The organism is Chromobacterium sp. CCUG 76385, assembly GCF_059916625.1.
This window is the reverse complement of sequence record NZ_JAUCGU010000029.1, coordinates 21,876-48,113: the sequence shown is the minus strand read 5'-3', so window position 1 is coordinate 48,113 and position 26,238 is coordinate 21,876. Positions and strand designations below refer to the sequence as shown.

Here is a 26,238-nt window from a genome sequence, read left to right as displayed (position 1 = left end):
CCTGGACGTGATTGCTGGCGAGATCGCTGCTGCCGATCTGCTGGCCGGCATGCTCGGTGATGGAAACCGTCGGCGCGCTCGGCGCGGTCAGGTTCAAGGTGCCGCCGGTCGTTCCGGCGGCCGAGGTGTTGCCCAAGGCGTTGCTTTGGGTGGCGGAGACGCTGACGGCCTGGCCATTGGCTGGCTCGGGAATGCCGAGGCTGAGTACGCCATTGGCGTAGTGGGCGCTGACGGCCGGGTTGCTGCTGGTCACCGAGCCGTCGCTATGGACGGTGACGCTGCTGCTGGCGCCGCCATCGCTGATCGACACCTGGGCGCTGCCGCCGTTGGCGAGGTTGCCGGCATCGAGGCTGACCGTCGCCTGCACCTGGCCGTTGGCGAGATCGCCGCTGGCGATTTGCTGGCCGCTGTGTTCGGTGATGGAAACCGTCGGCGCGCTCGGCGCGGTCAGGTTCAAGGTGCCGCCGGTCGTTCCGGCGGCCGAGGTGTTGCCCAAGGCGTTGCTTTGGGTGGCGGAGACGCTGACGGCCTGGCCATTGGCTGGCTCGGGAATGCCGAGGCTCAGCACGCCGTTGCTATAGTGGGCGACAACGGCGGAGTTGCTGCTGCTCACTGTGCCGTCGCTGTGCACAGTGACGCTGCTGGTCGCGCCGCCGTCGCTGATCGATACCTGGGCGCTGCCGCCGTTGGCGAGGTTGCTGGCGCTGAGATTGACCTTGGCCTGGACGTGATTGCTGGCGAGATCGCTGCTGCCGATCTGCTGGCCGGCATGCTCGGTGATGGAAACCGTCGGCGCGCTCGGCGCGGTCAGGTTCAAGGTGCCGCCGGTCGTTCCGGCGGCCGAGGTGTTGCCCAAGGCGTTGCTTTGGGTGGCGGAGACGCTGACGGCCTGGCCATTGGCTGGCTCGGGAATGCCGAGGCTCAGCACCCCATTGGCGTAGTGGGCGCTGACGGCCGGATTGCTGCTGGCCACCGAGCCGTCGCTATGGACGGTGACGCTGCTGCTGGCGCCGCCATCGCTGATCGACACCTGGGCGCTGCCGCCGTTGGCGAGGTTGCCGGCATCGAGGTTGACCGTCGCCTGTACCTGGCCATTGGCGACATCGCCGCTGGCGATTTGTTGGCCGCTGTGTTCGGTGATGGAAACCGTCGGCGCGCTCGGTGCGGTCAGGTTCAAGGTGCCGCCCGTCGTTCCGGCTGGAGATGTGTTGCCCAGGGTGTTGCTTTGGGTGGCGGAGACGCTGACGGCCTGGCCGTTGGCCAGCTCTGGAATGCCGAGGCTCAGCACGCCATTGGCGTAGTGGGCGGTGACGGCCGGATTGCTGCTGGCCACCGAGCCGTCGCTGTGGACGGTGACGCTGCTGGCCGCGCCGCCATCGCTGATCGACACCTGGGCGCTGCCGCCGTTGGCGAGGTTGCCGGCATCGAGGCTGACCGTCGCCTGTACCTGGCTATTGGCCACATCGCCGCTGGCGATTTGCTGGCCGCTGTGTTCGGTGATCGCTACCGTCGGCGCGCTCGGCGCAGTCAGGTTCAAGGTGCCGCCCGTCGTTCCGGCTGGAGATGTGTTGCCCAAGGCGTTGCTTTGCGTCGCGGACACGCTGACGGCCTGGCCATTGGCTGGCTCGGGAATGCCGAGGCTCAGCACGCCGTTGCTATAGTGGGCGACAACGGCGGAGTTGCTGCTGCTCACTGTGCCGTCGCTGTGCACAGTGACGCTGCTGGTCGCGCCGCCGTCGCTGATCGACACTTGGGCGCTGCCGCCGTTGGCGAGGTTGCCGGCATCGAGGCTGACCGTCGCCTGTACCTGGCCGTTGGCCACATCGCCGCTGGCGATTTGTTGGCCGCTGTGTTCGGTGATCGACACGGAAGGCGTGGCTGGCGGCGTGGTATTTACCGTGGCGGTCAGCGTGCTTGTGGCCGAGGGGTTGCCGATGCTGTCGGTGAATTGAGCGCTCAACGTCAAGTTTTGGCCGTTAGAAGCTGCCGGGACATTCAGTGCCAGACTGCCGTTTTGCAGGTCGGCGGTAGTCAAGACGTGGCTGTAGGCTTCGCCGGTGTTGCTGGTCAGCGTCAGGGTGGTGCCGGCCTGCAACGAGGGATTGTTCAGCGCGACCTGTACGCTGACTTGCTGATTATGGATATCGCCGCTGGCGATGATGCCGCCATGATCTTCTATGGCGATTTGCGGCGCAGCCGGAGGCGCGGTGCTGACTAGGCCTTGGTCGCTGGCCGGGCTGGAAACATTGCCGGCGGCATCAGTCTGGGTGGCCGCAATTTGCAATAACGTACCCGAGCTGGCGGGCTGGATGGACAATGTGACCAAACCATTGGCGTAGCTGGCCTGGATGCCGGAAGTCAGCCCGGTGATGCTGCCGTCGCTATGCACGATGAGCGTGGTGGGATGGCCGCCCTCCGTAATCGTGATGTTGGCCGCGCCTTGCTGTTGGAGATCGCTGGCGTCGAGTTGAACCGTCGCGCGGACAGCGCCATTGATCAGATCGGTCTGGCTGATGGCGGCGCTGCCGGCGCCGTCCGCATGTTGTGAGATATGGATGACTGGCGTAAGCGGTGGAATGGTGTCTACTGTCACCGTCGCCTTCGACTGCGTGCTTTGTCCGGCATTATTGCTGGAGGAGGCGATCAGCGTGCTGGCGCCTTGAGGCAAGGGCTGAGCCGGAGTGAGCGACCAGCTGCCATTGGCTGCAACCACGGCGCTGCCAAGCACCGCGCCGTTCGCTTCGGAAACGGTGACGGTCAGTCCCGGCGAGCCGGTGCCCTGCAGCACGGGTTCGCTTTGATTGGTCAGGCCTATATTGTTGAAAGTCAGCGTTACCGGCGGCGCGGGGGCAGGGGTGAACGATGCGTTAACCGGCGCGGTGGGAATCGGTGTGAAAGAGGAGTGGGTAGCCGTGGGGCCAACACTGGGGATGAAACCCGTTCCCGTGGTCCCTGCTGTATTGGTATTGCCTGTCAGGTCGATAAAAGTGTGATCGATATTCTCGCTGGTGCCGCCCGAAGCGGTCAGGCCGGCCGCAGCAGACTGCAGCTGCGCCAGCGGGTCTTGGCCATTTGCCAGGCTGGCCAGAACCGATTGCGTTTCGGCATTGGCGGTGTTGCCGTCTTGACCGGGTTGTGGCGGCTGGCCATTGATAGCGGTGTTCCAGCCTGGTACGGCTGGATTGTTTGCGTCGCTTGACGCCGTCGTTTGAGGAGAGGCATTGCTGGCGGGCGGCGTGCCAGTTTCCTTGGTGTCGGACAACAGAACCTGCTGTCCGCCATCCTGATTCAACAGTAGCGAGGCGCCCTGTTCAAATACCAGATGATCGTTCGGGTGGATGATATCCCCAATTTTGAGGATGTGTTCCTGCCCTTGGGCATCGATGACTCTGACCGTTCCTTTGAGAGTACCGATCTTCCCCGATAGTGTTGTATTTGCTGCCATCGGCATCTCCCGGCCGTATCATCCCGCGCATCAACCTCTGCTCCTGCGTGCATCTCCTTGTGGTGCGGCCGATATGTTTCAGCGCCTTGCAAAGGCGCCAAGCAAACATCTAGGCGGCTCTGTGAGCCGCTGACTCAACCTTGACTCCCCGCCTCGCGCCTTCTGGCTCAGGGGTTCTGCGTAGTTGTTTAGCGGCTCAAAATGATGGATGGACTACAGGCAGTTTTAACTGTAGCAATTAATAAAGTTATTGCTAGAAATACCTATCTGAAACATCAGGTTGCGGTGGTGAGTCCCCCCTGGCCATGCCGGCAATGGGGAGGGGCTTGGGTTCGAATGGATGTGGAGCGGGGTGATCGATCATCGAGATTCCGCCCGCGAGTCGAAGACTTGCGCGTGCCAGCAGTAGGGCGTGCGGGGCTGGCGCTTTGGGTTTCGATGTCGATTTGCCTACAGAGAGCGGGCGCGTTGGCGCAGTGGGACGGTCATGCCGAGTTCGGCTTGCTTGAGGAGGCCGGCTATCCGCTCGTCTTGATATCCGTCATTCTCCGTCCGTGACGGACTTATGTTGGCATGGCCTGAGAGGGCAGATCGGCGGCTTCATCGCTCGGTAAAGGCTTCAGACTTGGCGCGCAGCACGGGCTTCAGCAGGTAGGACAGAATGCTCTTGGTGCCGGTCATGATGTCCACCTGGGCCACCATGCCGGGAATGATGGGCAAATGGCGGTCGCCCAGCGTGCCTTGCTTGGTTTTTATCTTGGCCAGGTAAAAGGAATTGCCGCGCTCGTCGGTTTCGGTGTCGGCGCTGACGTCCTGCACCACGCCCTCCATGCCGCCATAAATCGTGTAGTCGTAGGCGGTGAAGCGCACGGTGGCGCGCTGCCCGGGGCGGATGAAGGCGATGTCGCGCGGCAGGATGCGCGTCTCCACCACCAGCGATTCGCCCAGCGGCACAATCTCCATGATGTCTTTGCCCGGCGCCACCACGCCGCCTATCGTATTGGCGTAGATCTGTTTGACTTGGCCGTGCACGGGGGAGCGCATTTCGGACAGCTTCACCTTGTTGGCCAGGCCGGAGGTGTCGGCGGACAGGCTGTTGATCTTGGCCATGGTGTCGGAAAGCTCGGCGCTGGCCTGGTTGCGGAACATCAGTTCGTTTTCCTGGATCTTGCGGTTGGCTTCCTCTATGGCGGCTTGCAGGCGGGAAATCTGCGCCTGGGCCATGTCGCGATCGCCTTTGAAGCGCGAAACCTCGCGCTCCAGCCGCAACAGGTCCACATCGGACGCGGCGCCGGAGTCCAGCAGCGGCCGCGTTTGCTCCAGCTCCTTGCTGGTGAACTGGAAGCTTTGATCAGCCTGCTGCCGGCGCGCCTTCATTTCATTCATTTCCTGCATGCGCTGGGCCAATTCCCCCCTGGCGATGGCGAGATTGTTGTCCAGCTCCTGCTTTTTGGCCTGATACAGCGCCATTTCCTGGCGGGCGATGTCCGGGGCCTGCTGGCTAACCTGGGACGGAATGGCCAGCGGCGTGCCATGGGCAATCGCGCCCAGCCGCGCGGCCTTGCCCAACAGCGCCAGATATTGGGCCTGATTGGCTTGCAGCGACGAGACAAACCGGGTGTTGTCTATGCTCAGCAGCAGCTGGTTTTGCTGCACGATCTGCCCTTCATGCACCCATAGTTTGGCTACCACACCTCCATCCAGGCTCTGAATGTGCTGGATCTGCGAAGTGGGCACTACTTTGCCCTGGCCCTTGGTCACCTCGTTGATCTGAGCGAAGGCGGCCCACATGAAGGCTACTAGAAACAAGCCGGCCATGGTCCAGATGAAGACGCGGGGGCGGCCCGGGCTTTGTTGCAAAATCGCCCAGTCGGCGTCGGTGGCGAAATCGACATGCTCTTGCAAGTCGCGCGCCTCCGCCCAGTCCATGACCCGTTCCCAGTATGGGGAGGTCTTGCGTTGGCCGTGTTCCATCCAGCGTTGCCAGAACGGCTGCTTCATGCTTTTCCCCTGGAGACTTGCCCCTGTTGCAGGGCTTGGATGACCTCCGCCTTCGGGCCGTCGGCCACAATGGCGCCGTTTTCGATGATGATGAGCCGGTCCACCAGATCGAGCAGCGCGGCATGGTGGGTGATCAGCACCACCGTTTTGCCCGGCATGATCTTGGCCAGGGTCTGTTTGATATGCGCCTCGGCGCCGCTGTCCATATTGCTGGTGGGTTCGTCCAGCAGCAGGATGGGCGGCGCGTTGAGCAGCGCGCGGGCGATGGTCACGGCCTTGCGCTGTCCGCCGGACAAGGACTGGCCGCGCTCGCCTATGATCATGTCGTAGCCCTGCGGGTGGCCGTTGACGAACTCGGACAAACCCGCCAGCTCCACGGCGGCCTCGATGCTGGCATCGTAGGCATGGGGGGAACCCATGGCGATGTTCTGGCGCAGGGTGCCGTAAAACAGCGAGGCATCCTGCGGCACATGGCCGATATTGCGACGCAGTTCGGTGGGGTCGATCTGGTGGATGTCGATGCCGTCTATGCGCACCGAACCCTGGCCCGGGTGATACAGACCCATGATCAGCCGCTGCAGCGTGGATTTGCCGGATCCGATGCGGCCGATGATGCCTACCCGCTCCCCGGCCTTGAGGTGGAACGATACATTGCGCAGCGCGTTGGCAGGGTTGTCCGGATATTGGAAATCAACATTGCGGAATTCGATGTCGCCTTTGAAACTGGTGCGGTGGAAGAAGTTGGCGTCCTTTTCCCGCTCCACGGGCATCTCCATGAAGGTGTCCAGCGACTTCAGCGACAGCTTGGCGTTATGGTATTGGGTGAGCAGGCCCACCAGCTGGCCCAGTGGCGCCATGGCGCGGCCGGAAAGCATCACCGCGGCGATCACGCCGCCCTGCGAGGCCTGGCCGCGAAAGATGGCATAGACGCCTATCACCAGCACCGCGATGGTCACGCTTTGCTGGATCAAGCCGGAAAAATTATTGGCCGACGCCGCCAGCATTTTCAGCCGGGCGCCGATATGGGCCAGATAGGCGGTGGCTTCTTCCCAGCGGCCTTGCTGCTGGCCCTCCGCGGCCAGAATCTTGATGCTTTCCAGCTCGCTCAGGGTTTCCACCAGTTGGGCATTGCGTTGCGCGGTGGAGCGCAGCGTAGCCTCCGTCAGCGCTTTCATTTTTTCCTGGATCAGCAGGGCGAAAACCAACATCATCGCCCCGCCTATCAGTATCGGCAGCATCAGCAGCGGTTGAATCCATGCCACCGCCGCCAGGAAGATCAGGACGAAGGGCAGGTCGATCAGCGCGGTGATGGAGGCGGAAGCGATGAAGTCGCGTATGGTTTCGAACGAGCGCAAATTGGCGGCAAAGGCCCCGACGGACGCCGGTTTGGCCGACATCCGCACCCCCAGCACGCGCTCCATGATCAGGGATGACAGCTGGATGTCGATGCGTTTGCTTGCCAAGTCCAGCATATAGCCGCGCGTCATTTTCAGCAGAAAATCGAACACCAGAGACAAAATCGCTCCGGCCGCCAGCACCCACAGGGTGTAAATGGCCAGGTTGGGCACCACCCGGTCATACACATTCATCGAAACCAGCGGCAGCACCAGGGCGAACACATTGATCATCAAAGAGGCGAGCAAAGAATCGCGATACAGCGGCAGTCCGCCGATGACCGCGTGCCAGAACCAGTGGCGGGAGCGGATATTGCCTATTTCCGGCGCCCGCCGGTCGTAACGGAAGCGCGGGCGCACCAGGATGGCGATGCCGCTGTACAAGGCGGCGAACTCCTCAAGCGCGCACGTCTCTTCCGATTCCGGCAGCTCGGAATGGCTGAAGCGGACAATGCCGGCCTTGACGTCTATGCCGCGCAGGATGCAGGCCTCCTCGCTTTTCAGCAGCAGCACCGCCGGCAGCAGCGCTTGCGGCAGCTGCGGCAACGGTTTTCTGACCACGCGCGACGTCAAGCCGATGCGGCGCGCAGAACGCGAAAACATGGACGGTGTCAGCCGGTTGTTCTGCAAAGGAATCCCGGCCACCAGCGATTCGCGTGTGGCATTGATGCCGTACTGTCTGGCCAACGCGAACAAGCAATCCAGCAAAGGATCAAGATGGGTGGCTTGCAAATGCAATCCCCCATTAGGTATTTCTTGACTAATGTTTTGCATTTTCACCTCGGGCGGCATGGTGACTACTCCCCGACAGATAGTATGTCCAGCCTTTTTCTGACTATAGCTAGTTTGAATCGCGCCGAAACATTCTTTTGATCCGATCTATGCCTTTGTTTTAATTAATTCTTTATATCGGTGGCATGGTGCGATGCGGCGTGGTTGGGGAGGCAGGTGTGCCTGAAAAATGAAATGTTGGACAGGGGAAAGCAAATAAGGCCAATAAAAAGCGCTTCACCTAGATTCAAGTTTTCGGGATGGCGAACAGGTCGCAAAATGCGCCGCCTGATTCCAGACAGTATGGAATGCGCAGGACAGGGGAAATGGTTCAACTGCAGTATGCGGAAATGGACTAATCGCCGGATGGCGCAGCGGGCTGGGAACCGCCAATAAAACCGCGCAGAGCACTGCGGCGAAGCGCGCCGACGCGATAGCGCAGCCAGGAGACACGACGCGGGAGCAGGGCGGCGGTTCCAAGAAAGCGGCTGCCGCGTTCATGCGACGGCAGGAAAAAGCATTCAGAGACTTGTTGTTTTGGCCGAGTCGCGTATGCAGACATGGCAACGCTTGCTTTATCGCAACGGGATGAACATGATGGACGGATAGCCGCCGGGCGGATTTCCGGCGGCATCGCCAGCGGACGGCCAGCCAATCCAAGCCGCACTTGCGCGGTTGGCCGGCTCTGGCACAATGCATCCACTGCCAACCAATCCAAATGCATATCCAGACAAGGAAACACCCATGCACAAGCCTTCCCGCCTTGCCCTGACCGCCTGCCTGCTTGCCGTCTTTGCCGCGTCGGCAGCCTTTGCCGCAGACGCGCCGGTGGCCATGGTAAACGGCGTAGCCATTCCTCAATCCAGAATGGACCTGATCCTGAAATCGCAGGAAGAGCACGGCGTCAAGGATAGCCCGGAGCTGCGCCAGCAGATCCGCGATTTTCTGGTCACCAATGAAGTGCTGGTTCAAGAAGCCAAAAAGCAAGGGATCGACAAGAGCGACGCGGTCAAGCAAGAGCTGGAAATGGCCCAACGCGGCGTGTTGCTGAATGCTTTTCAGCAAAACTTCATCAAAACCAACGTGATTTCCGATGATCAGCTCAAGGCCGAGTACGACCGCCTGAAGGCGGCCACCCCGTCCAAGGAATATCACGCGCGCCATATCCTGGTGAAAACCGAAAAAGAGGCCAACGCCATCCTGGCGCAGCTGAAGAAGGGCAAGTCGTTTGATGCGCTGGCCAAGGCCAAATCCGACGACTTGGGCAGCAAGAACAGCGGCGGCGATCTGGGTTGGAGCGACCCCAGCCAGTACGTGAAGGAGTTCGGCGAAGCCATGGTCGCCCTGAAGCCGGGTGAAATCACCCAAACCCCGGTGAAATCGCAATACGGCTACCACATCATCAAGCTGGAAGGCGTGCGCGAGGCGGAAGGCCCCAAGTTTGAAGACGTGAAGCCGCAGCTGCAGCAGGAAATGCAGCGCACGGCCTTTGACAAGATGATTCAGGACCTGAAGGGCAAGGCCAAAGTCGAGTAAGCGGTGGGCGCCGTCCGCGCCTGCGCATGGTTGGCGGCGCGGCGGATGAATAAAAGCCTGCCCGGAAACGGGCAGGCTTTTTCATATTGCTTCAGGGTTTAATGCGTAGCCGGATTGGCATACGACCGCGCGCCTGCCAGCCAGGTTTCATGGACCACGATATCGCGCAGTTCTTCCTTGGATGGATTCAGCGGGTCGGAATCCAGAATCACCAGATCGGCCAGCTTGCCCGCTTCCAGCGAACCTACCAGATGGTCCAGATGGCAGTGCCAGGCCGCGTCCAGCGTCACCGCGCGCAGCGCCTGCTCGTGAGTCAGGCCTTCTTCCGCATTCAGCGCCGGTTTTTCCGAGCCTGGCGCGGCTTCCATTTTGCGATAGATGGCCTGTTCTGCCATGCGCAGCGGCCCCAGCGGGGTAACGAAGTGGTCTGAGTGCAGGCTGACGCGCATGCCGGCGTTCAGCGCCGATTGGCAGCGATCCAGCAATCGCGCCTTGCTCTCGCCAAAGATTTTTTCCTGGAAAACGTAGCCCCAGTAGCCGACGTGTCCAATCAAAAAGCTGGGGCTCAAGCCCATCGACGCCATCCTTCTGATGTCTTCATCATCCAGCAGCGAGGCATGCTCCAGGCGGGAGCGCAGGGCGCGGCGGCGCTTGGCCGGCTCGCTGCTGGCTTCGTGCGGGAAAGGATTCAAGGCCTTGCCGTAGGCGTTCAGCACGCGCTTGATTGCCTTGTCGCCATTGGCATGCACCAGCGTGGGCCAGCCCTGGCACAGGGCGCGCAGCACCAGAGATTCGAGATCTGATTTGGGTTTGTAATTGTATTTGCCGTTGGCCGGCACGTTTGGAACCGGGTGATCGGCGGCGCAAAGATAAGGTTTGCGCTGCAAGCCGGTCAGGCCTTGGTTGGAACCGTCGGAAATGATCTTGATGCCCTTGATGCTGAAACGCTGGTCCAGATGATTATCCAGGTCCGGCTTATGGTTCTCCAGCCAGTAGCTGAGATCATCCTGAGTATGAACAAACAAACCGCCTGCCAGTCGCAGCGGGCCAAGATGGGCGACTTGCCGCAGCGCCTCCAGTTCGATCTCTTTGTCGTTCACGCCCATGCTGGGATCGAACAACGTAGTGACGCCCCGCTCCGCCGCGTTTTGCAGGACATCGGCGATGCCTTGGGGAAGCTTTTGTTGAGTCGAGGTGCAAGTACCCACGAAGCGCATTGCGGATGAAACCTGCAATTCGGTCAATATGCCGGTTTTGAGGGCGCTCCCCATCAAATTGCTGGCATGGGGATCACTTTTGAATCTGTTGATGGCGACCGAGTTTGCATAGGCCAGATGGCCGGAAGCGTTGACCAGAAAGAGGGCGAAGTCGCGCCCGTTGATGGTTTTTGCATACTCGGAGCCGTTCTCCCATCCAGAACCCTCCAGCCATTCTAAGTTGATGTTCCCCCAAGGGGTCATCAAGGAAGGATCGACGCCATAGCCGATAAACCAAATGGTTTTACCATCCTTGTCTTCCAGCAGGTATTTGGCGGGATCTTTCTGGGCTGCGTTGATCCACTCTTCCAACACCTTAAGGGAGTAATCAAGATTCAGCGTCTGGCTGGACGACGAGTCCGCATCGGCGCCTTGGCCGTGCCGGAAAGCCGAGACATTGTTCCATGCCTTGTTCAGGGCGCTGCCTAGAATATGCATGTGAGGGTCGATCAGACCGGGCATCAGTGTGCGGCCATCTAATAGGCGCTCGTGGGCATCGTAGCCTTCCTCTGCCATTTTTCTTTGAACTTCTTCAAAGGAACCCGTCGCCACAATCACGCCGTTGGCTATGCCCAGCGCTTCCACCATTCGGCTGGCTGGCGCTTCCATGGTGTGGATGGCTCCGCCATGAAAGATCACGGCTTGTTGCGGGGCCTGGGGAAAGCGCTCGCGCAGCGCCAGTTTGATGGCATCCAGCATGTTTTCATTATCTTCTTGCGTGCTGCCAAACTTGGGTGCGTGGCCGCAGCAGGCGCAGCCTAAGGTGTGGTCGTGAGGCATCGGAGGCTCCTTGATTTGTTCATTCACATGTCATTGCAAGCAAAATGCTAATCTTTTTTCATGAAAAATTTCAAATGGATTGTCAGAAGCCTGCCGAAAGGGACAGCAAGTGGGCGTGGGCTGGGCGTTCCGCAGGCATGGCGGCACTCGGAGAACAGCTGAAAACCGGTTATAATCGAACCATTTTTCCATCCAGAAAACCAAGATTCAGACATGGAACTTGCCAAGAGCTACGAACCGGGCGACCTCGAGCGCCGTTGGTACCAACACTGGGAACAGGCCGGCTACTTCAAGCCGAGCATGGACACCTCCAAGCCGTCTTTCGCCATCCAGCTGCCGCCGCCCAACGTCACCGGCACGCTGCACATGGGCCACGCCTTCAACCAGACCATCATGGATGGCCTCACCCGCTACTACCGGATGAAGGGCCATAACACCGTTTGGATTCCGGGCACCGACCACGCCGGCATCGCCACCCAGATCGTAGTGGAGCGCCAGCTGGCCGATCAGGGCCAAAACCGCCACGACATGGGCCGCGAAGCCTTCACCAGCAAGATCTGGGAATGGAAGGAAAAATCCGGCGGCACCATCACCAGCCAGATGCGCCGCGTCGGCTGCTCGGTGGATTGGGACCGCGAATACTTCACCATGGACGACGCCCGCGCCGAGACCGTCACAGAAGTCTTCGTCCGTCTGTACGAGCAAGGCCTGATCTACCGCGGCAAGCGCCTGTCCAACTGGGACGCCAAGCTGGGCACCGCCATCTCCGACCTCGAAGTGGTATCCGAGGAAGAAGACGGCCACATGTGGCACATCAAATACCCGGTGGTGGATAGCGACGAGTTCGTCACCGTCGCCACCACCCGTCCGGAAACGCTGCTGGGCGACGTTGCCGTAGCCATCGCCCCGGACGACGAGCGCTACCAGCACCTGCTGGGCAAGCAGCTGCAGCTGCCGCTCACCGGCCGCACCATCCCGGTGATCGCCGACGAGTACGTGGACAAGGAATTCGGCACTGGCTTCGTCAAGATCACCCCGGCGCACGACTTCAACGACTACGAAGTGGGCAAGCGCCACAACACCCAGCTGATCAACGTGATGAGCCTGGAAGCCAAGATTCTGGCCAAGGCGCAAATCTTCGGCTTCGACGGCGCCGCCCAAGGCACCATCGAGCTGCCGGCCGCCTACGCCGGCCTCACCGCCCAGGAGGCGCGCAAGGCCATGCTGGCCGATCTGCAAGCCCAGGGCCTGCTGCTGGAAACCAAGCCGCACAAGCTGATGGTGCCGCGCGGCGACCGCACCGGCACCGTGATCGAGCCGCTCTTGACCGACCAATGGTTCGTGGCCATGAACAAAGTCGCCGAGGGCGACGCCACCGGCCAGTCCATCGCCGCCAAGGCCATCGAAGCCGTGGAATCCGGCGAAGTGCGCTTCGTGCCGGAAAACTGGGTCAACACCTACAACCAGTGGATGAAGAACATCCAGGACTGGTGCATCTCGCGCCAGCTGTGGTGGGGCCACCAGATCCCGGCCTGGTACGACGAAGACGGCAACATCTATGTAGGCCGCACCGAGGCGGAAGCCCAGGCCAAGGCCGGCGGCAAGACGCTGCGCCGCGAGCAGGACGTGCTGGACACCTGGTTCAGCTCGGCTCTGGTGCCGTTCTCCACGCTGGGCTGGCCGGAAGAAACGCCTGAACTCAAGGCCTTCCTGCCCTCGCAAGTGCTGGTGACCGGCTACGAAATCATCTTCTTCTGGGTAGCCCGGATGATCATGATGACCAAGCACTTCACCGGCAAGGTGCCGTTCAAGGATGTCTACATCCACGGCATGGTGCGCGACCACGAAGGCAAGAAGATGTCCAAGTCCGAGGGTAACGTCATCGACCCGGTGGACCTGATCGACGGCATCGCGCTGCAGCCGCTGGTGGAAAAACGCACCACCGGCCTGCGCCGCCCGGAAAAGGCCCCGCAGATCGCCAAGGCCACGGAAAAATTGTTCCCGGAAGGCATCCCGGCCTACGGCACGGACGCGCTGCGCTTCACCATGGCCAGCTACGCTACGCTGGGCCGATCGGTCAACTTCGATTTCAAGCGCGCCGAAGGCTACCGCAACTTCTGCAACAAGCTGTGGAACGCCACCCGCTTTGTGATGATGAACGCGGAAGGCAAAGACTGCGGCCAGGACGAAAGCCTGCCGCTGGAATACAGCTTTGTGGACCAATGGATCATCGGCCGCCTGCAGCAGGCCGAGATCGACGTCACCAGCGCGCTGGAAACCTACCGCTTCGACATCGCCGCACAGGTGATCTACGAATTCATCTGGAACGAGTACTGCGACTGGTACGTGGAACTGGCCAAGGTGCAGATCCAGGGCGGCAACGAAGCGCAACAGCGCGCCACCCGCCGCACCCTGGTGCGCGTGCTGGAAGTGGCGCTGCGCCTGACCCACCCGCTGATGCCCTTCATCACCGAAGAGCTGTGGCAAACCGTCGCCCCGCTGGCCAACGCCAAGAAGACCGACTCGCTGATGCTGGCCGCCTGGCCGGTGGCGGAAGAGGGCAAGATCAACGCGCAAGCCAACGCGCGCATGGAAGCCTTCAAGGACATGGTCAACGCGGTGCGCAATCTGCGCGGCGAAATGGGCATCGGCCCCGCCGTGAAGGCCCCGCTGTTCATCGAAACCGCCGACGCGTCCATCGCGGACTTCGTGCCTTACCTGAAACTGCTGGCCCGCCTGACCGAAGGCACGCTGGTGGCCAAGCTGCCGGAAGACGACGCCCCGGTGGCGATGTCCGGCGAAGCGCGCCTGATGCTGAAGGTGGAAGTGGACAAAGCCGCGGAAACCGCGCGCCTGACGAAAGAGCAGGGCAAGGTGGAAGCCGAGCTGGCCAAGCTGACGGCCAAGCTGGAGAAGCCGGGTTATGTGGACAAGGCGCCGGCGCATTTGGTTGAGCGCGACAAGGCTCAGTTGGCTGAGCTGAATGACAAGTTGGAGAAGATTAGGGCGCAGCTTGTGAAGTTGGCTTGATAGCTTATTGTCATTTGTGATAAAACCCCCATCATCGAAAGGTGATGGGGGTTTTTAATGATTGATATGATTGAGAATGTAAATAGACTCAAGGGTGAAATTGAGCGAATTATGAGGTCAGTTGTTCTTTATGATAAATTTTTTGTAGCACAAGAGTGTGTCAGCCGTTTGAATCAAGTTGATATGGCTGCATTTAGCATTATTCAAAGAGCAATGCATGATGAGATTGTCATCTCATTAAGTAGGTTGCTAGATCGGGGACAAACGTGTGGGAGTAAGAATCTATCCTTGAAAGGATTGGGTTGTTCATTAGATGAGGATGTTGATTTTTGGAAGAAGAATTTAAATGTTGAAGGTTGGCGGAATAAGCTTTTGTCGCATAATGATATGAAAGTTTTTGGCGGTACACGCGCTAATGTGTCAGATGTGGTGCATGGTTTATGTACTGATAAAGTCATTGCTTGTCTCAACTTCTTTTATTCGGAGCTTTGTAAGTCTTCTCTTGATTATATGCCGAAGACTTTAGAAGGAAAGGTTGATGGTAAAAAGCTTGGGGAAGGGTTGTTAAGAAAATTAATGAGTTAGGTGAGTTATCGCGTACCTCGGATAATTTATTGGTGCATTGTGTGTGGGTTTGATGTCAAGTACCCCGGATAGTTGATTTATGTTTTTTATTTGATGCGCAGGCTGAATCGCGGTGGAAATCCCGGCTTTGCCGGAATTCCGCCCTACGGTGATCTGGTCTTTTGAAGATTGGTTAATGGGTGCCAGTGTTTTTATGGTTTGAGCTTTGGTGATTCGAGGTATTATCATGTCCAGCAGTTGGCACTGGCGGATGACGGGCGGAACTTATTTTTGATGTTAACGCTGCTGAATCGAGGCTCCTGCAGACGGCGATAGATAGGTTTTTCCTGAACATTAACATCATAAATTTGAAATACAGCTTTGGCTAGATCGAAGCTGATGCGCATAATCTTCAAGGTGGACTTCTCTTTCCGTATTGACATGGTGTTTGACGCTTCCTAGTCTTGGGCCAAGACGCCGCTTTAGGAGGGAGGAGTCCATCTTATTGATTCATAGCCCAATTTTCTCCGCGAGGAAACGAGATGTTCAACGTAGTCTTCTACAAGGCGATCTGGGATGGCCTTACACCTGAGACGTCAAAAACCATGGCCTTGGTTCAGCGAGAGGAAATACTCCCATTTCCCCCAAGTCTTGGAATACAGATGTTCTGGGGCAGAGACAAGCCGCAGGCGCCCGCGAGCGTACGATGGGACGTCTCTGATCAAAAATTTCTTTGTGCTATGCAAGACGAGTTTCCACATGAAATCGATTTAGATGAATACGACTTCGAGTGGTTGCTTGCGAATGCGGAGATCAGTGGCTGGAAATTGATTGTAAAACAAAGCGTCTAGGCTACAACGTATTACGTACCCCGTATAATTGATTGATGCATTGTGTGTGCGTTTGATTACGCCTCGCTTGTATTTCGATGCAATAACTTTTGGGTAGGGCGGAAGCCCCAGCCTTATCGGGGCGTTCCGCCGGCGACCACGCCAGCCAGGTACCGCGTACCCCGGATAATTGACTGATGTTTTGTAGATGGTGCGCTGGCTGCATCGAGGCGGAACTCCTGGCTTTGCCGGGATTCCGCCCTACGTAGGGCGGATGCCCCGAAGGGATGATCCGCCGCAGAAGATAAGCCCATGTTGTGTGGCAGCCAATCTGCCCCTTCGGGACGCGCCGGGAAAAAGGCGGCCGGCAAGGTTTTAAGCGGCCGCCTGTTTGAGCACCGCGACGTTAGCGCGGTGCGAGTTCGGCTGCGCCTTGCCGGTTGGCTTTTTCACGGGGTTTCGCGGGACGCAGGGGCGAGGGGGGATGAAAGGGGGCGGCGGCCCGCCCCCTTCCCGCGTGCCGCGCGGAAAGCGGCCCTAAAATGTCTGTTCGCGTAGCGGACACAGAACAATCTATCCTGCCCTTCTTGCCAGTCTTCCTAGTGTCATTTACCCTTGACCCTCTTGTGCCTGGGTTCTAGCCTTGTCGGATCGTGTTTAACAGCATGATTGGGTTTGGCGACCCAGACTACACGGCAGGCGTAGCATCGGCTATGTCTGCTGTCCTCGTGCGCGTTCATGCACTCCATGGCGGGCCGGGTGGGGAGACCTCCGGGTCTGCCGGGTCCGTGTAGCCGGTTCGCCAACCCCGCCTTGGCCTGCCACCCTCGTTTGGCGACGTGGGGGCAGTTAGTGAAACTGCACGGAGATTCACTCATGGCACAGTCCATCCAATCATCCGCGTCCCCATCTTTGCGGGAATTCACATTTCTCGATAAACCCTTCCATCTCCTGCATCGCCACAACGGCCTGTGGTTCTTCGCCGATGATGTCGCTGCGGCGATCAAGTGCCGCAGCACAGCGGCGCTGCTCAGCAAACTCAACAAAGAAGAAGTCCGTACCCTGCCGGTGGGTGAGGAGGATGTCGTGTGCCTGTCGGAAACCGGCGTGACCATGGCGATTCGGCGCTATCGCAAGCCGGCGGCGCGGCGGTTTCGGCGTTGGCTGGAGGAGGAGTTGTTGCCGGCCTTGCGGCGGGAGGGTGAGGAGGCGTTGACGGCGGATCAGCTGGAGCTGGCCTTGGCGCTGGCGGCGGAGGCGGCGCGGCAGGTGAGCCGGGCGGTGCTGGATGCGGTGTTGGAGAATGGTGACGCGTGCTGGCAGCATAGCCGATGGCTGGTGACGCTGGATTATGAGCGCCACAACCGCCAAAAACACCCGCTCGGCCGCATGATGGGCCTCAACAGTTCCGTCGCCACTCTGGATGCGCTGGCGGAGTTGATCGCTGTGCCGGACGGCATGCCGGCCAGCGATACGGAGCTGGTGAAATTGGCGGCGGCTTGCCATCTGAGGTTGGCGGAGCGAATGAGCCAACGCGTGGTGGATGAATGAGAGTAGGGTGCGTCGCCCCTGTGGGGTGACGCACCCTACCTGACAGAATAGAATGAAGCGTTAATGTTTGTTGTGATGTTTTGCATGGTTTTATCTCTGGGTGTTACATGTTAATTATATTATTTCTTTCCTTGGCAGCGGCAGGCTCTATGTTTCAAAAAAGATGGTGTGAATTGAATGGAGAGGAATTCCATGTTTTCATCACGCCGGACAAAACGGTCTCGTCAAAACTGCATGTCGCATTGCTGTTTGGCTATATTAGGCATCATGATAAAGAGCTAAACTTTTGGGGGGTTATTACTCAATTGCTGTCGGTTTTAATTCTGCTGGTTTTTTATTTTCGATCTTAAGCGGTGCCCGTTGTGTGGACTGATGGCGGGGCTGATTCTGTCTACTACTGTGAGATTAGTAATCTCTGCCATGGATTGCGATTCAGTCCTGGTCTTTGCTCATGGCAGCGGTTTTCACGCTACTCAGCCTGCCGATGCTTTCGCGCGCTGCGCCAGGTCGGAAAGGCGTATTTGCGAGAGATGCCGGAGCAACGCTTCCTCCGCCGAACTCAGGGCGGCGTCGAGAACCTGGTTGACCGTGGCTTCTACCGGGCAGGTCGGGTTGTCATGGGCTGCGCTGATCGCAAACGCGCTCTTGTGTGTGATTGCCACATAAATGTCCCGCACCGTCAGATCGCTCAATTCACGACAAAGCATCCAACCTCCCTTGGGGCCGGGAATCGACGCGACATAACCGGCTTCGCGCAGCGCGGCCATGGTGCGGCGAACGAGCGAGGGCTGGGTGTGCAGCATTTGCGCGATGGTTTCGGAGGTGGTGGCGCCGCCGCGCAGATGCATATGGATGAGCACGTGAAGCAGCCGGGCTAGCCGAGTATCTCTTTGCATAATTCTTTAGACCCGCTAACAAAACCCCTGATCCTGCGTTGCGCCTCCTTGTCGTACTCTCTGTACTGCCTGCGTCGGCGCGCCTTGGCTCAGGGACTCTGCGAGGTTTTGTTAGCGGTTCTTAGTGGTGGAAATTCGTTACATTTAATGTTACGGTTTGGCGTGACTTTAGGCAACTATCGGAGCGCGATCATGTCTGCATTCAATCAGTCCATTCTTGAAATCAACGGCATTCGCCTGAGCGTCGCTGCCCAAGGTGCCGGACCGCTGGTATTGCTGCTGCATGGATTTCCGGAGACGTCGCACGCGTGGCGGCACCAACTGGCGGTCTTGTCGGCCGCTGGGTTCCATGCCGTCGCACCTGATCTTCGCGGCTACGGCGCCAGCGAGAGCCCGTTGAATCCGCAGCAGTACACCACCCTGGACATCATTGGCGACCTTGTTGGAATCCTGGACGCGCTAGGGGAGGCGGATGCGGTGGTGGTCGGGAATGACTGGGGGGCAACTATCGCATGGCAGGCCGCACAGCTGCGGCCTGATCGTTTCCGCGCCGTGGTTGCCTTCGGCGTGCCCATGATGGGCCGGGCGCCGATGGCGCCAAGCCGGCTGTTCCCGCTAAGCGAGCAGGCGTGGTTTTACACGCATTATTTTTCCCAGACGGGGTTGGCGGAGAGCGAGTTCGAGCGCGATGTCGCGACCACGCTGCGGAAGATCTACTTTTGGGCATCAGGCGAGGCCGGGCCGCGTGACGACCGGACGCCTAACCCTTTCGGGATGGTTTCGCGCGAGGCGGGGCTGCTGGAGGCCTTGCCCGACCCCGGGAGGCTGCCCGGGTGGCTGAGCGGCGCTGACTTCGATGCTTTGGTGAGCGCATTCACGGCGTCGGGTTTTCGCGGCGGCTTGAACTATTACCGCAATCTGGATCGCAACTGGGATCTGCAAGCGGCATTCAAGGGCATGCTCGTCCAGGTTCCCGCGCTGTATCTGGTTGGCGAGCACGACCCAGGGTTGGCGATGCCGGGCATGCGCGACATCATCGACGCCATGCCAACGCTTGTGCCCGATCTTCGGGATTCTTTAGTCATTCCGGGCGCGGGCCATTGGTTACAGCAAGAGGCTCCCGATCAAGTCAACGCAGCCTTGATCGAATTCCTGCGCAGGCTGTAGGGTGCGTCACCCCATCGGGGCGATGCACCGTTTGTTTTCATACCTCTCAAATATTGATCCGGCGGGATGTGTCGGCGGTGCGTCGCCACTGCGGGGTGACGCACCCTGCATTGGCCGAGCGGATGAGCCTGCGGGCGGCGGCGTGTGACGCGCCGTTTGTTTACAAAGCCTGAACCCGCTGGCCGTGTCGTGGTCTATTCATTTAATGCTGCTATGCTGTGGCTAATGCAGCCTTCCTGCTGGTTTCTCGATCGCACTCCCAGAATGGTTGCCCGGCTTGTTCCGGCCTGGTTTTTGCCGGGCGAGACAGGCGGCCGTTCATCAACAATAAGGAAAATCCATTGGCTCATAACACGATTCCGCGCTGGACCATTGTCACCCCTGTCTTGGCCTGGGCCGCCATTGCCGCATCGGCGGCGGCGGGCGGGCATGCTATTTATCTTGCCCTGCTGGCAGTGTTGCTGGCGGGAACGGTATTCGCCGCCGTGCACCACGCCGAGGTGGTGGCGCATAAGGTCGGCGAGCCTTTCGGCACGCTGATCCTGGCGCTGGCGGTGACGGTGATCGAGGTGGCGCTGATCATTTCCTTCATGCTGGGCGGGGGCGAGGAGAAGCTGGCGCTGGCGCGGGACACCATTTTTTCCGCCATCATGATCACCTGCAACGGCATTCTGGGCATTTGCCTGCTGCTGGGTGGTTTGCGCCATCGCGAGCAGAATTTCCAGCTCAGCGGCGCCAAGGCGGCGTTGACTGTGCTGGCGGCGATTTCGGTGCTGGCGCTGGTGCTGCCCAACTACGGCACCAGCCAGCCGGGACCCTTGCTGTCGTCGTCGCAGCTGGCGTTTACCGGCGTGGTGTCGCTGGTGCTGTACGGCGCTTTCGTGTTTGTGCAAACCATTCGTCACCGCGATTATTTTCTGGTCGATGGCAGCCATGACGAGAACGAGCACGCGCCGCCGCCGTCCAACAAGGTTGCCATGTTGAGCGTGGGCGCGCTGCTGGTTTGCCTGATCGCTGTGGTGACCCTGGCCAAGCTGCTGTCGCCGTCGATTGAGCGTTTTGTGGTGGATGCCGGCGCTCCGGCTGCGGTGGTGGGCATCATCATCGCTTCGCTGGTGCTATTGCCGGAGGGGCTGGCCGCCGCCAACGCGGCGCGGGCGGATAAGGTGCAGACCAGCCTGAATCTGGCTTTGGGTTCGGCGCTGGCATCCATAGGCCTGACCATTCCCACGGTGGCGATGATTTTCGTGTTCATGGGCGAGCCGCTGATCCTGGGGCTGGAAATCAAGGAAACCATCTTCCTGATGCTGACGCTGGTGGCCTGCTCCTTGTCGCTGTCGGTCGGACGCACCACGATTTTGCAGGGCATCGTGCACTTGGTGATCTTCGCGTCTTTCGTGTTCTTTGCGATCAGCCCCTGAGCGAGCCTCGATGAATGAACGCAAAAGCCGCCAGCGTCTGCGCCGGCGGCTTTTTTGCAGCCTGGCCCCGTGGCGGTCCATAGGTTTTTGCCTGTCGGAACTTGCATGCGACTCCCTCTGCTGGCGGTCTGCTTGGGCTGTTTTCTTGCCGGACCCGCGCTGGTCGATTATTCCGTCTTCTACGACCCGGCCCAGGATTTGCCGCCTGAGTTCCGGCTGGATTTGCCGGCTGAGCGCGGCAAGGCGCTGGAGGCGCGGGCAGCGGCTTGCCGCTGGCACATGACGACTTGGGCCGCTGGCGTCTGCCGCCGCAATGCCGGCAGGTGGAGTGGCGCGTCGCGCTGAAAGAGCCGTCAGGCGAAGTCGTCTATGGCGCTTTGTCCATTCTGTTTTTTGCCGGCAGGGGGGCGCCCGTGATGATTGGCGGGGCGTGCTTCCTGCTGCTGCTTTTGGGCCTTGAGCTGGGTAATCTCGGCTTCCAGTTCCGCAATCTGTTGCTTGAGCTGTTCTGCCAATTTCTCCAGCTCCTGTTTGCTGAGAGTGCCGGCCGCTTGCCCTCCGTTCTGCAAGCCTTGCAACTGTTCTTTCAATTGCTGCAGCTGCTGTTCCAAGCCGGCGATCTGGCTGTCGATGTTGGAACTGTCTGCGCGGATGGGGCTGGCGGGGAGTGCGGGGGAAGCGGAGAGGCTGCTTATCATCGCGGAATCCTTTCTCGTTGAGCGCGCTGAATGGCTGGCGTGGCTGTGAGGGTGATGGTGGAAACGGAGCGCACAATCAAATATTTAGACAAAAAATGCCTTTGTCAAAATAATGTTTTTTCTTGGCCATTTTGTCATTTGCTGCGGCATTCGCTTTACGCTGGAATGAGAAGGCGGGAGCCATGCTGGCTGGATGGGCAAGTACGTGCTTTGTTTCTGTCACTTCGCATCGCTGGCAGCGCTGCCCGTCGACAGCCAGCTGGAGCGAGCGTGGGGCAGGTCTAGCCGGCTTGCCCGCGCAGCCAGTTGATGAGGGCCTGCAGTCTGGCGGATGCCGGGCCGGGCGGGTGAGCCAGGTAGTAGTCGTAATGGCCGGCGGGAATGAAACCGCCCAGCGGCATGACCAGCTTGCCTTCGTCCAGCAGGGTTTGGGCCAGTCGGCGGCGGCCAATGGCGATGCCGGCGTGGTGGACGGCGGCGGCCAGGCACAGGTCGGAACGGTCGAAGGTGAGGCTGGCGGCCGGCAGGCTGGCTTCATGGCCGGCTGCGCGCGCCCACAGCTGCCATTCCGCGTTGTAAGCCGCATGGCGCCAGGCGTGGGCGTCATGCAGCAGCACGCAGCGGCTCAGCGCCAGATGGTTGCCGCGCAGCCCGTGTTTCGCGGCGTATTGCGGGCTGCATACCGGCGCCATCTGTTCGTCCATCAGTTTGATGGTGGCTAGGCCGGGAAAGGTGCCATCCGCGTAGCAAAGCGCCAGATCCACGCCTCCGGCGCGGAAATCGGCGTCCTCGTTGCCTGTGCGGACTTCCAATTCGATCTGAGGATAGCGTTCGCAAAAGTCCGCCAGCCGTGGCGCTAGCCAGCAGTGGGCGATGGAGGGATGGGCGTGCAGCTTCAGCCGCCCGGCGGGAGCGTCGGATTGGGGCTGCAGGGCGGCGTCCAGTTCGGCCATGCCGCGTTGTAAAACCGCGTAAATCCGCTCGCCGTCGGCCGTCAGGCGGATGTGCCGGGTCAGGCGCTGGAATAGCGGGTAGCCAAGCGCGCGTTCCAGCCGCGCAATGCGGTGGCTGACGGCGCTGGGCGTCAGGCATAGTTCCGCGGCTGCGCGCGCGAAGCTGAGGTGGCGGGCCACCGTCAGGAAGGTATGCAGGTTGGCGAGCTGGGCGCCATCCAGCCGAGGCGAACGCATGGCTTAGGCCTGCAGCGCGCGGCCGCGCGCCAGGTAAGCGTCCATTTCCGCCGCAGGCACCATGCCGCCGCCGGTGGCCCAGATCAGGTGGTTGGCTCGGGTCATGCACTCCGGCGTCAGGCCCAGCCGAGCGCGGTAGCGCTGGGTTTCGGCCTGGATGCGGACGATGCCGGGGGCGCCGGCCAGGGCGGACGGCTCCAGCCGCAGGCCTTCCGTCTGTTCCATCATCGCCAGCAGCCGGAACAGTTCCTCATCGCTTACGGTGTAGTAGCCATCGATCAGCCGCTGCATGGCGCGCCCGACGAATCCGGATGGCCGGCCTACCGCCAGGCCGTCTGCCGCGGTGTGGTTGTCGATGCCGAAATCCTGCACGGAAACCTGATCGTGCAGGCCGGTGTAGACGCCCAGCAACATGCATGGCGAGTGGGTGGGTTCGGCAAACAGGCAATGCACGGCATCGCCAAAAGCCAGCTTCAGGCCGAAGGCCACGCCGCCGGGGCCGCCGCCTACGCCGCAAGGCAGGTAAACGAACAGCGGATGCGCGGCATCCACGACTACGCCGGCCGCATCCAGCTGCGCTTTCAGCCGCTGTCCGGCCACAGCATAGCCGAGGAACAAGCTGGTGGAGTTTTCATCATCGACAAAATGGCAGGCCGGGTCGCTTTGCGCCTGCTGGCGGCCTTGCGCCACAGCTGCGCTGTAGTCGGACGGATATTCGATCACCGTCACGCCGTGGGCGCGCAGCATGTCTTTTTTCCATTGGCGGGCATCGGCCGACATATGGACCGTAGTGTGAAAACCCAGTTTGGCGCCGATGATGCCAATGGATAAGCCCAGGTTGCCGGTGGAGCCGACCGCGATCTTGTAGCGGCTGAACAGGGCGCGCGCAGCGGGGCTGTCCAGTTTGGCGTAGTCGTCATCCAGCCTGAGCAGTTGGTGCTGCAGCGCCAGGTCTTCGGCATGCTTGAGCACTTCATAGATGCCGCCGCGCGCCTTGATCGAGCCGGAGATCGGCAACTGGCTGTCCGCCTTCAGCCAAAGCCGGCCGGGTAAGGCCATGCCATGGCGGCGGCCTAGCGCGTCTTGAAAACCGGGCATGGCAAGCAAGGGCGACTCCAGGATGCCGGCGCTGGCAGCGGTTTCCGGAAAGGCCTGGCGGAAGTAGGCGGCAAAGCGCTGCAGTCTGGCGGAGGCGTCGGCCACATCCGCCGCAGACAGGCCAACATCGGCCAGGCTTTCCGCTGCGGAGGCGATGCCGGGGTTAAACCAGCTGCATTCCTGCAGCGCCATCATCTCTATGATCAAAGGATGGCTGTGCTGCCAGTCGGCCAATGATTTAGCGTGTGTCATCTGTTCCCCTGTATGCGCGCGGCCATGCCATCGCGAATAATCCTAGTCGCCAAGCAATTTCATGTCGTAACACGCATTAGACAATCTGGCGGGCCGAAAGGCAAAAGATCATTTTGCAGGCGATGAATGAATTAAATTCATGCATTGGGTGCGCCTTGTCGCGAATAACAGGGGAGTTAATGTGCCGCTTCCTGAGTGGTGGATTCAAGATTGGGATAGAAAAAGCACGCCAGATGCGTGCTTTTCTCTTGAAAGACGGCCTGTTTGTCGCCGCGTATGGATTGTCAGAGCGCAACCTCGGGGAAGTCGATTTCCGTTTGCGCAACATTGTTTATGTAGTTGGTCAGCACATTCAGCGCCACGCCGGCCACGATCTCGACTAACTGCGCGTCTCCCAACCCTGCGGCGCGAGCGGCCTGCAGGTCTTCGTGGCTGATGGCACCGCGCTTTTCCGTAACTTGACGGGCAAAAACCGCCACTGCATTGCCTTCACCCTGGCGCGCGGCGGCAATGGATTCGGGCGACAGGCCGGCGCCCTTGGAGATCAGACTGTGGGCGGACAGGCAGTAAGCGCAACGATTGGCCTGGGCCACGCCTAGCGCGATGCGCTCGCGGTCGGCAGGCACCAACGCGCCCTGGGACAGCGCGCCGGAAAATTTCAGATAGGCGTCGAGCGCGGCAGGCGATTGGGCCAGGGTGCGAATCAGATTGGGCACCATGCCGAACAGGTTTTTGACTTCGGCAAACACGGCCTGGGTTTGCGGGCTGGCTTGCTGGTCGGTGACGCTGGGGATGCGGGTCATGATAGATTCCTTTTCTGGTTGGGCTGCGGCAGCTGTGCCGCACGCTTTGCATCATGGGCTTTTGACTCCATAAGCGGGCGACAGGGCGTCTCAATTTCCATACCAATCGTCTACGGCGGTTTATCATCTCTCTGACTGGGCGCCTGTAGTCTTGCCTGGGTTGTTTGAAGCTATTTTCCACACTGGACCACTCATTCATGGACCCGCTTTCCGATGTGCTAGATGTGTTTCGACTGTCCGCCGGCTTGTTCTACAGCGGGCGGCTTTGCTCCGTGGTGAGTTTGGGCGGTGACGGCGACCCGGGCAGCGGAGCGGGGCTGGGGCAGTTTCATATTCTTACTGGCGGCCGCATGGACGTGCTGGTGCCAGGGCATGGCCACTATCGGTTCGACACGCCCGGCCTGCTTTGTTTTCCGCGTCCCTTGCAGCATCGCTTTGAACCGGATGCCGAACAGCCGCCGGAGCTGGCCTGCGCATCGGTCCGGTTTGGCCTGGATGCGGACAACCCCTTGGCCCGCGCCTTGCCGGATGTGCTGTGGCTTCCCGCTGGCGAGCTAGGGGCTACTGCTGCCTTGATCGGCTGCTTGCGGGATGAAACCCGTTGCGAGTTGCCGGGCAGGGTGGCATCGGTGAATCGTCTGTTCGAGGTGTTGTTGCTGAGGGTGATGCGCCAGATGATCGCCGAATCGCGCCTGGATACCGGCCTGCTGGCCGCGTTGAGCGACAGACAGTTATCGCGCGCCCTGGCCGCTATTCATGTCAAGCCTGAACAGCCATGGACAGTGGAAGGCATGGCCGTCGCCGCGGCGATGTCGCGGCCGCGTTTTGCCGCGCGCTTTCATGAGGTGATGGGGCAGACGCCCGCGCATTATCTGGCAAGTTGGCGCATCGGCTTGGCTCAGCGCTGGCTGCTGCAGGGCAAGCCGATGGACTGGATTGCTGGCCAAGTGGGGTATGACAGCGCCTCCGCCCTGGCCCGCGCCTTTCGTCGGCATGTTGGCCAAGCGCCGCGGCAGTGGCTGGTAGCTAAGGCCAATGCCGGATTGGCGTGACAAACCAGTTTTGTGCAAGGCTGCCGGGCTGTGATCGCGCTTAGCGGTTCTGGTAAGGCGGGAGGGGCTGCAGCATGTGCATGGGGATGGCGCGTTGTTTCCCCGTTTGCGGGTCGATTCCCAGTCCCGGCGTCATGGGCTGGCCGGGAAAGTCTCTGCGCCAGGCTGGAATGGCTTGGTAGCCATGCGGCTGTTCCCAATGGGCATTGGGCGAGCGCATGTCGCCATCGACTGGCTTGGAGGCGTTCATCTCCAGCCACGTCTTGTCGAGGTTGCCTAGCGGGACGCGCGGGCCCACTTCCAGCGCTTGGTTTTTGCTTTTTGCTTCAAATGGGTGGGAGCGATTTGCAGGCGAGTGAGCCGGTTTGACAGCAAAATCGTAGGATGGGAGAGAAGAGGCTGCCAGCGGGGCGCTGCTAAGCGCCAATGGCAACAGGATAATGAGTTTGCGCATATTGATTCCTGCCAGAATGGGCATGCGATGCCCGCTGTTGCATGGGTGG

At 60.2% G+C, this 26,238-nt stretch carries 19 protein-coding genes; 9 read left to right on the top strand and 10 right to left on the bottom strand.

Annotated features, from left to right (window positions below; translation table 11 throughout):
- From QUG01_RS16215 to QUG01_RS16205, 3 genes are all read right to left on the bottom strand, one after another.
- Window positions 1-3,445, bottom strand: a 3,445-nt coding sequence (locus tag QUG01_RS16215; protein ID WP_500831002.1) for a beta strand repeat-containing protein, incomplete at its 3' end; no start/stop codon positions are given.
- A 600-nt stretch (window positions 3,446-4,045) separates the two neighbouring features.
- Window positions 4,046-5,446, bottom strand: coding sequence for an HlyD family type I secretion periplasmic adaptor subunit (locus QUG01_RS16210; RefSeq protein WP_500831001.1), 1,401 nt, complete (start codon window positions 5,444-5,446; stop codon window positions 4,046-4,048).
- Entirely contained in the window at window positions 5,443-7,572 is a 2,130-nt protein-coding gene (locus tag QUG01_RS16205) for a type I secretion system permease/ATPase (protein WP_500831000.1), read from the bottom strand. Before QUG01_RS16205 ends, QUG01_RS16210 begins: the two co-directional genes overlap by 4 nt.
- 783 nt (window positions 7,573-8,355) lie before the next feature.
- Between QUG01_RS16205 and QUG01_RS16200 the strand changes: the two genes are divergently transcribed.
- Entirely contained in the window at window positions 8,356-9,147 is a 792-nt protein-coding gene (locus tag QUG01_RS16200) for a peptidylprolyl isomerase (RefSeq protein ID WP_500830999.1), read from the top strand.
- Window positions 9,148-9,245: 98 nt separating this feature from the next.
- Here QUG01_RS16200 and QUG01_RS16195 read toward each other — a convergent pair whose 3' ends face one another.
- Entirely contained in the window at window positions 9,246-11,210 is a 1,965-nt protein-coding gene (locus tag QUG01_RS16195) for an amidohydrolase (protein ID WP_500830998.1), read from the bottom strand.
- Window positions 11,211-11,396: 186 nt separating this feature from the next.
- On the opposite strand from QUG01_RS16195, the gene QUG01_RS16190 reads away from it, so the two are divergent.
- From QUG01_RS16190 to QUG01_RS16175, 4 genes are all read left to right on the top strand, one after another.
- Window positions 11,397-14,213 carry a valine--tRNA ligase gene (locus QUG01_RS16190; RefSeq protein WP_500830997.1) on the top strand — a complete coding sequence of 939 codons (2,817 nt, stop codon included), beginning with the start codon at window positions 11,397-11,399 and terminating at the stop codon, window positions 14,211-14,213.
- A 57-nt stretch (window positions 14,214-14,270) separates the two neighbouring features.
- Window positions 14,271-14,798, top strand: a complete 528-nt coding sequence (locus QUG01_RS16185; protein ID WP_500830996.1) for an AbiU2 domain-containing protein — start codon at window positions 14,271-14,273, stop codon at window positions 14,796-14,798.
- 521 nt (window positions 14,799-15,319) lie between these two features.
- Entirely contained in the window at window positions 15,320-15,628 is a 309-nt protein-coding gene (locus tag QUG01_RS16180; RefSeq protein WP_500830995.1) for a hypothetical protein, read from the top strand.
- Window positions 15,629-16,483: 855 nt separating this feature from the next.
- Window positions 16,484-17,158, top strand: a complete 675-nt coding sequence (locus QUG01_RS16175; protein ID WP_500830994.1) for a BRO-N domain-containing protein — start codon at window positions 16,484-16,486, stop codon at window positions 17,156-17,158.
- 473 nt (window positions 17,159-17,631) lie between these two features.
- On the opposite strand, the gene QUG01_RS16170 is transcribed toward QUG01_RS16175, so the two are convergent.
- Window positions 17,632-18,054 carry an RrF2 family transcriptional regulator gene (locus QUG01_RS16170; protein WP_500830993.1) on the bottom strand — a complete coding sequence of 141 codons (423 nt, stop codon included), beginning with the start codon at window positions 18,052-18,054 and terminating at the stop codon, window positions 17,632-17,634.
- A 192-nt stretch (window positions 18,055-18,246) separates the two neighbouring features.
- Between QUG01_RS16170 and QUG01_RS16165 the strand changes: the two genes are divergently transcribed.
- From QUG01_RS16165 to QUG01_RS16155, 3 genes are all read left to right on the top strand, one after another.
- Complete coding sequence (locus QUG01_RS16165; protein WP_500830992.1) at window positions 18,247-19,221, top strand: alpha/beta fold hydrolase; 975 nt, start codon at window positions 18,247-18,249, stop codon at window positions 19,219-19,221.
- 341 nt (window positions 19,222-19,562) lie between these two features.
- The gene (locus QUG01_RS16160) at window positions 19,563-20,642 is read left to right on the top strand and encodes a calcium:cation antiporter (protein WP_500830991.1); all 1,080 of its coding nucleotides are present in this window, start codon (window positions 19,563-19,565) and stop codon (window positions 20,640-20,642) included.
- A gap of 105 nt (window positions 20,643-20,747) precedes the next feature.
- The gene (locus tag QUG01_RS16155) at window positions 20,748-20,987 is read left to right on the top strand and encodes a hypothetical protein (protein ID WP_500830990.1); all 240 of its coding nucleotides are present in this window, start codon (window positions 20,748-20,750) and stop codon (window positions 20,985-20,987) included.
- A gap of 8 nt (window positions 20,988-20,995) precedes the next feature.
- Here the strand turns inward: QUG01_RS16155 and QUG01_RS16150 are convergent, their stop codons facing one another.
- The 4 genes from QUG01_RS16150 to QUG01_RS16135 all read right to left on the bottom strand — a co-directional run bounded on the left by QUG01_RS16150 (window position 20,996) and on the right by QUG01_RS16135 (window position 24,683).
- Window positions 20,996-21,340: a FlxA-like family protein gene (locus tag QUG01_RS16150; protein WP_500830989.1), complete on the bottom strand. Its 345-nt coding sequence runs from the start codon at window positions 21,338-21,340 to the stop codon at window positions 20,996-20,998.
- 281 nt (window positions 21,341-21,621) lie between these two features.
- Entirely contained in the window at window positions 21,622-22,530 is a 909-nt protein-coding gene (dsdC, locus tag QUG01_RS16145) for a DNA-binding transcriptional regulator DsdC (protein ID WP_500830988.1), read from the bottom strand.
- 3 nt (window positions 22,531-22,533) lie between these two features.
- Complete coding sequence (gene dsdA, locus QUG01_RS16140) at window positions 22,534-23,880, bottom strand: D-serine ammonia-lyase (RefSeq protein WP_500830987.1); 1,347 nt, start codon at window positions 23,878-23,880, stop codon at window positions 22,534-22,536.
- 284 nt (window positions 23,881-24,164) lie between these two features.
- Window positions 24,165-24,683: a carboxymuconolactone decarboxylase family protein gene (locus QUG01_RS16135; protein WP_500830986.1), complete on the bottom strand. Its 519-nt coding sequence runs from the start codon at window positions 24,681-24,683 to the stop codon at window positions 24,165-24,167.
- 197 nt (window positions 24,684-24,880) lie between these two features.
- On the opposite strand from QUG01_RS16135, the gene QUG01_RS16130 reads away from it, so the two are divergent.
- Entirely contained in the window at window positions 24,881-25,735 is an 855-nt protein-coding gene (locus tag QUG01_RS16130; RefSeq protein ID WP_500830985.1) for a cupin domain-containing protein, read from the top strand.
- Window positions 25,736-25,775: 40 nt separating this feature from the next.
- Here the strand turns inward: QUG01_RS16130 and QUG01_RS16125 are convergent, their stop codons facing one another.
- The gene (locus tag QUG01_RS16125) at window positions 25,776-26,189 is read right to left on the bottom strand and encodes a hypothetical protein (RefSeq protein ID WP_500830984.1); all 414 of its coding nucleotides are present in this window, start codon (window positions 26,187-26,189) and stop codon (window positions 25,776-25,778) included.
- Between the last annotated feature and the right edge of the window lie 49 nt (window positions 26,190-26,238).

What these genes read in the sequence shown, in the direction of transcription:
- QUG01_RS16210 (WP_500831001.1), bottom strand. Translation starts at nt 5,446, where the DNA reads ATGAAGCAGCCGTTCTGGCAACGCTGGATGGAACACGGCCAACGCAAG.
- QUG01_RS16200 (WP_500830999.1), top strand. Translation starts at nt 8,356, where the DNA reads ATGCACAAGCCTTCCCGCCTTGCCCTGACCGCCTGCCTGCTTGCCGTC.
- QUG01_RS16190 (WP_500830997.1), top strand. Translation starts at nt 11,397, where the DNA reads ATGGAACTTGCCAAGAGCTACGAACCGGGCGACCTCGAGCGCCGTTGG.
- QUG01_RS16185 (WP_500830996.1), top strand. Translation starts at nt 14,271, where the DNA reads ATGATTGATATGATTGAGAATGTAAATAGACTCAAGGGTGAAATTGAG.
- QUG01_RS16180 (WP_500830995.1), top strand. Translation starts at nt 15,320, where the DNA reads ATGTTCAACGTAGTCTTCTACAAGGCGATCTGGGATGGCCTTACACCT.
- QUG01_RS16175 (WP_500830994.1), top strand. Translation starts at nt 16,484, where the DNA reads ATGGCACAGTCCATCCAATCATCCGCGTCCCCATCTTTGCGGGAATTC.
- QUG01_RS16170 (WP_500830993.1), bottom strand. Translation starts at nt 18,054, where the DNA reads ATGCAAAGAGATACTCGGCTAGCCCGGCTGCTTCACGTGCTCATCCAT.
- QUG01_RS16165 (WP_500830992.1), top strand. Translation starts at nt 18,247, where the DNA reads ATGTCTGCATTCAATCAGTCCATTCTTGAAATCAACGGCATTCGCCTG.
- QUG01_RS16155 (WP_500830990.1), top strand. Translation starts at nt 20,748, where the DNA reads ATGCGACTCCCTCTGCTGGCGGTCTGCTTGGGCTGTTTTCTTGCCGGA.
- QUG01_RS16150 (WP_500830989.1), bottom strand. Translation starts at nt 21,340, where the DNA reads ATGATAAGCAGCCTCTCCGCTTCCCCCGCACTCCCCGCCAGCCCCATC.
- dsdC (WP_500830988.1), bottom strand. Translation starts at nt 22,530, where the DNA reads ATGCGTTCGCCTCGGCTGGATGGCGCCCAGCTCGCCAACCTGCATACC.
- dsdA (WP_500830987.1), bottom strand. Translation starts at nt 23,880, where the DNA reads ATGACACACGCTAAATCATTGGCCGACTGGCAGCACAGCCATCCTTTG.
- QUG01_RS16135 (WP_500830986.1), bottom strand. Translation starts at nt 24,683, where the DNA reads ATGACCCGCATCCCCAGCGTCACCGACCAGCAAGCCAGCCCGCAAACC.
- QUG01_RS16130 (WP_500830985.1), top strand. Translation starts at nt 24,881, where the DNA reads ATGGACCCGCTTTCCGATGTGCTAGATGTGTTTCGACTGTCCGCCGGC.
- QUG01_RS16125 (WP_500830984.1), bottom strand. Translation starts at nt 26,189, where the DNA reads ATGCGCAAACTCATTATCCTGTTGCCATTGGCGCTTAGCAGCGCCCCG.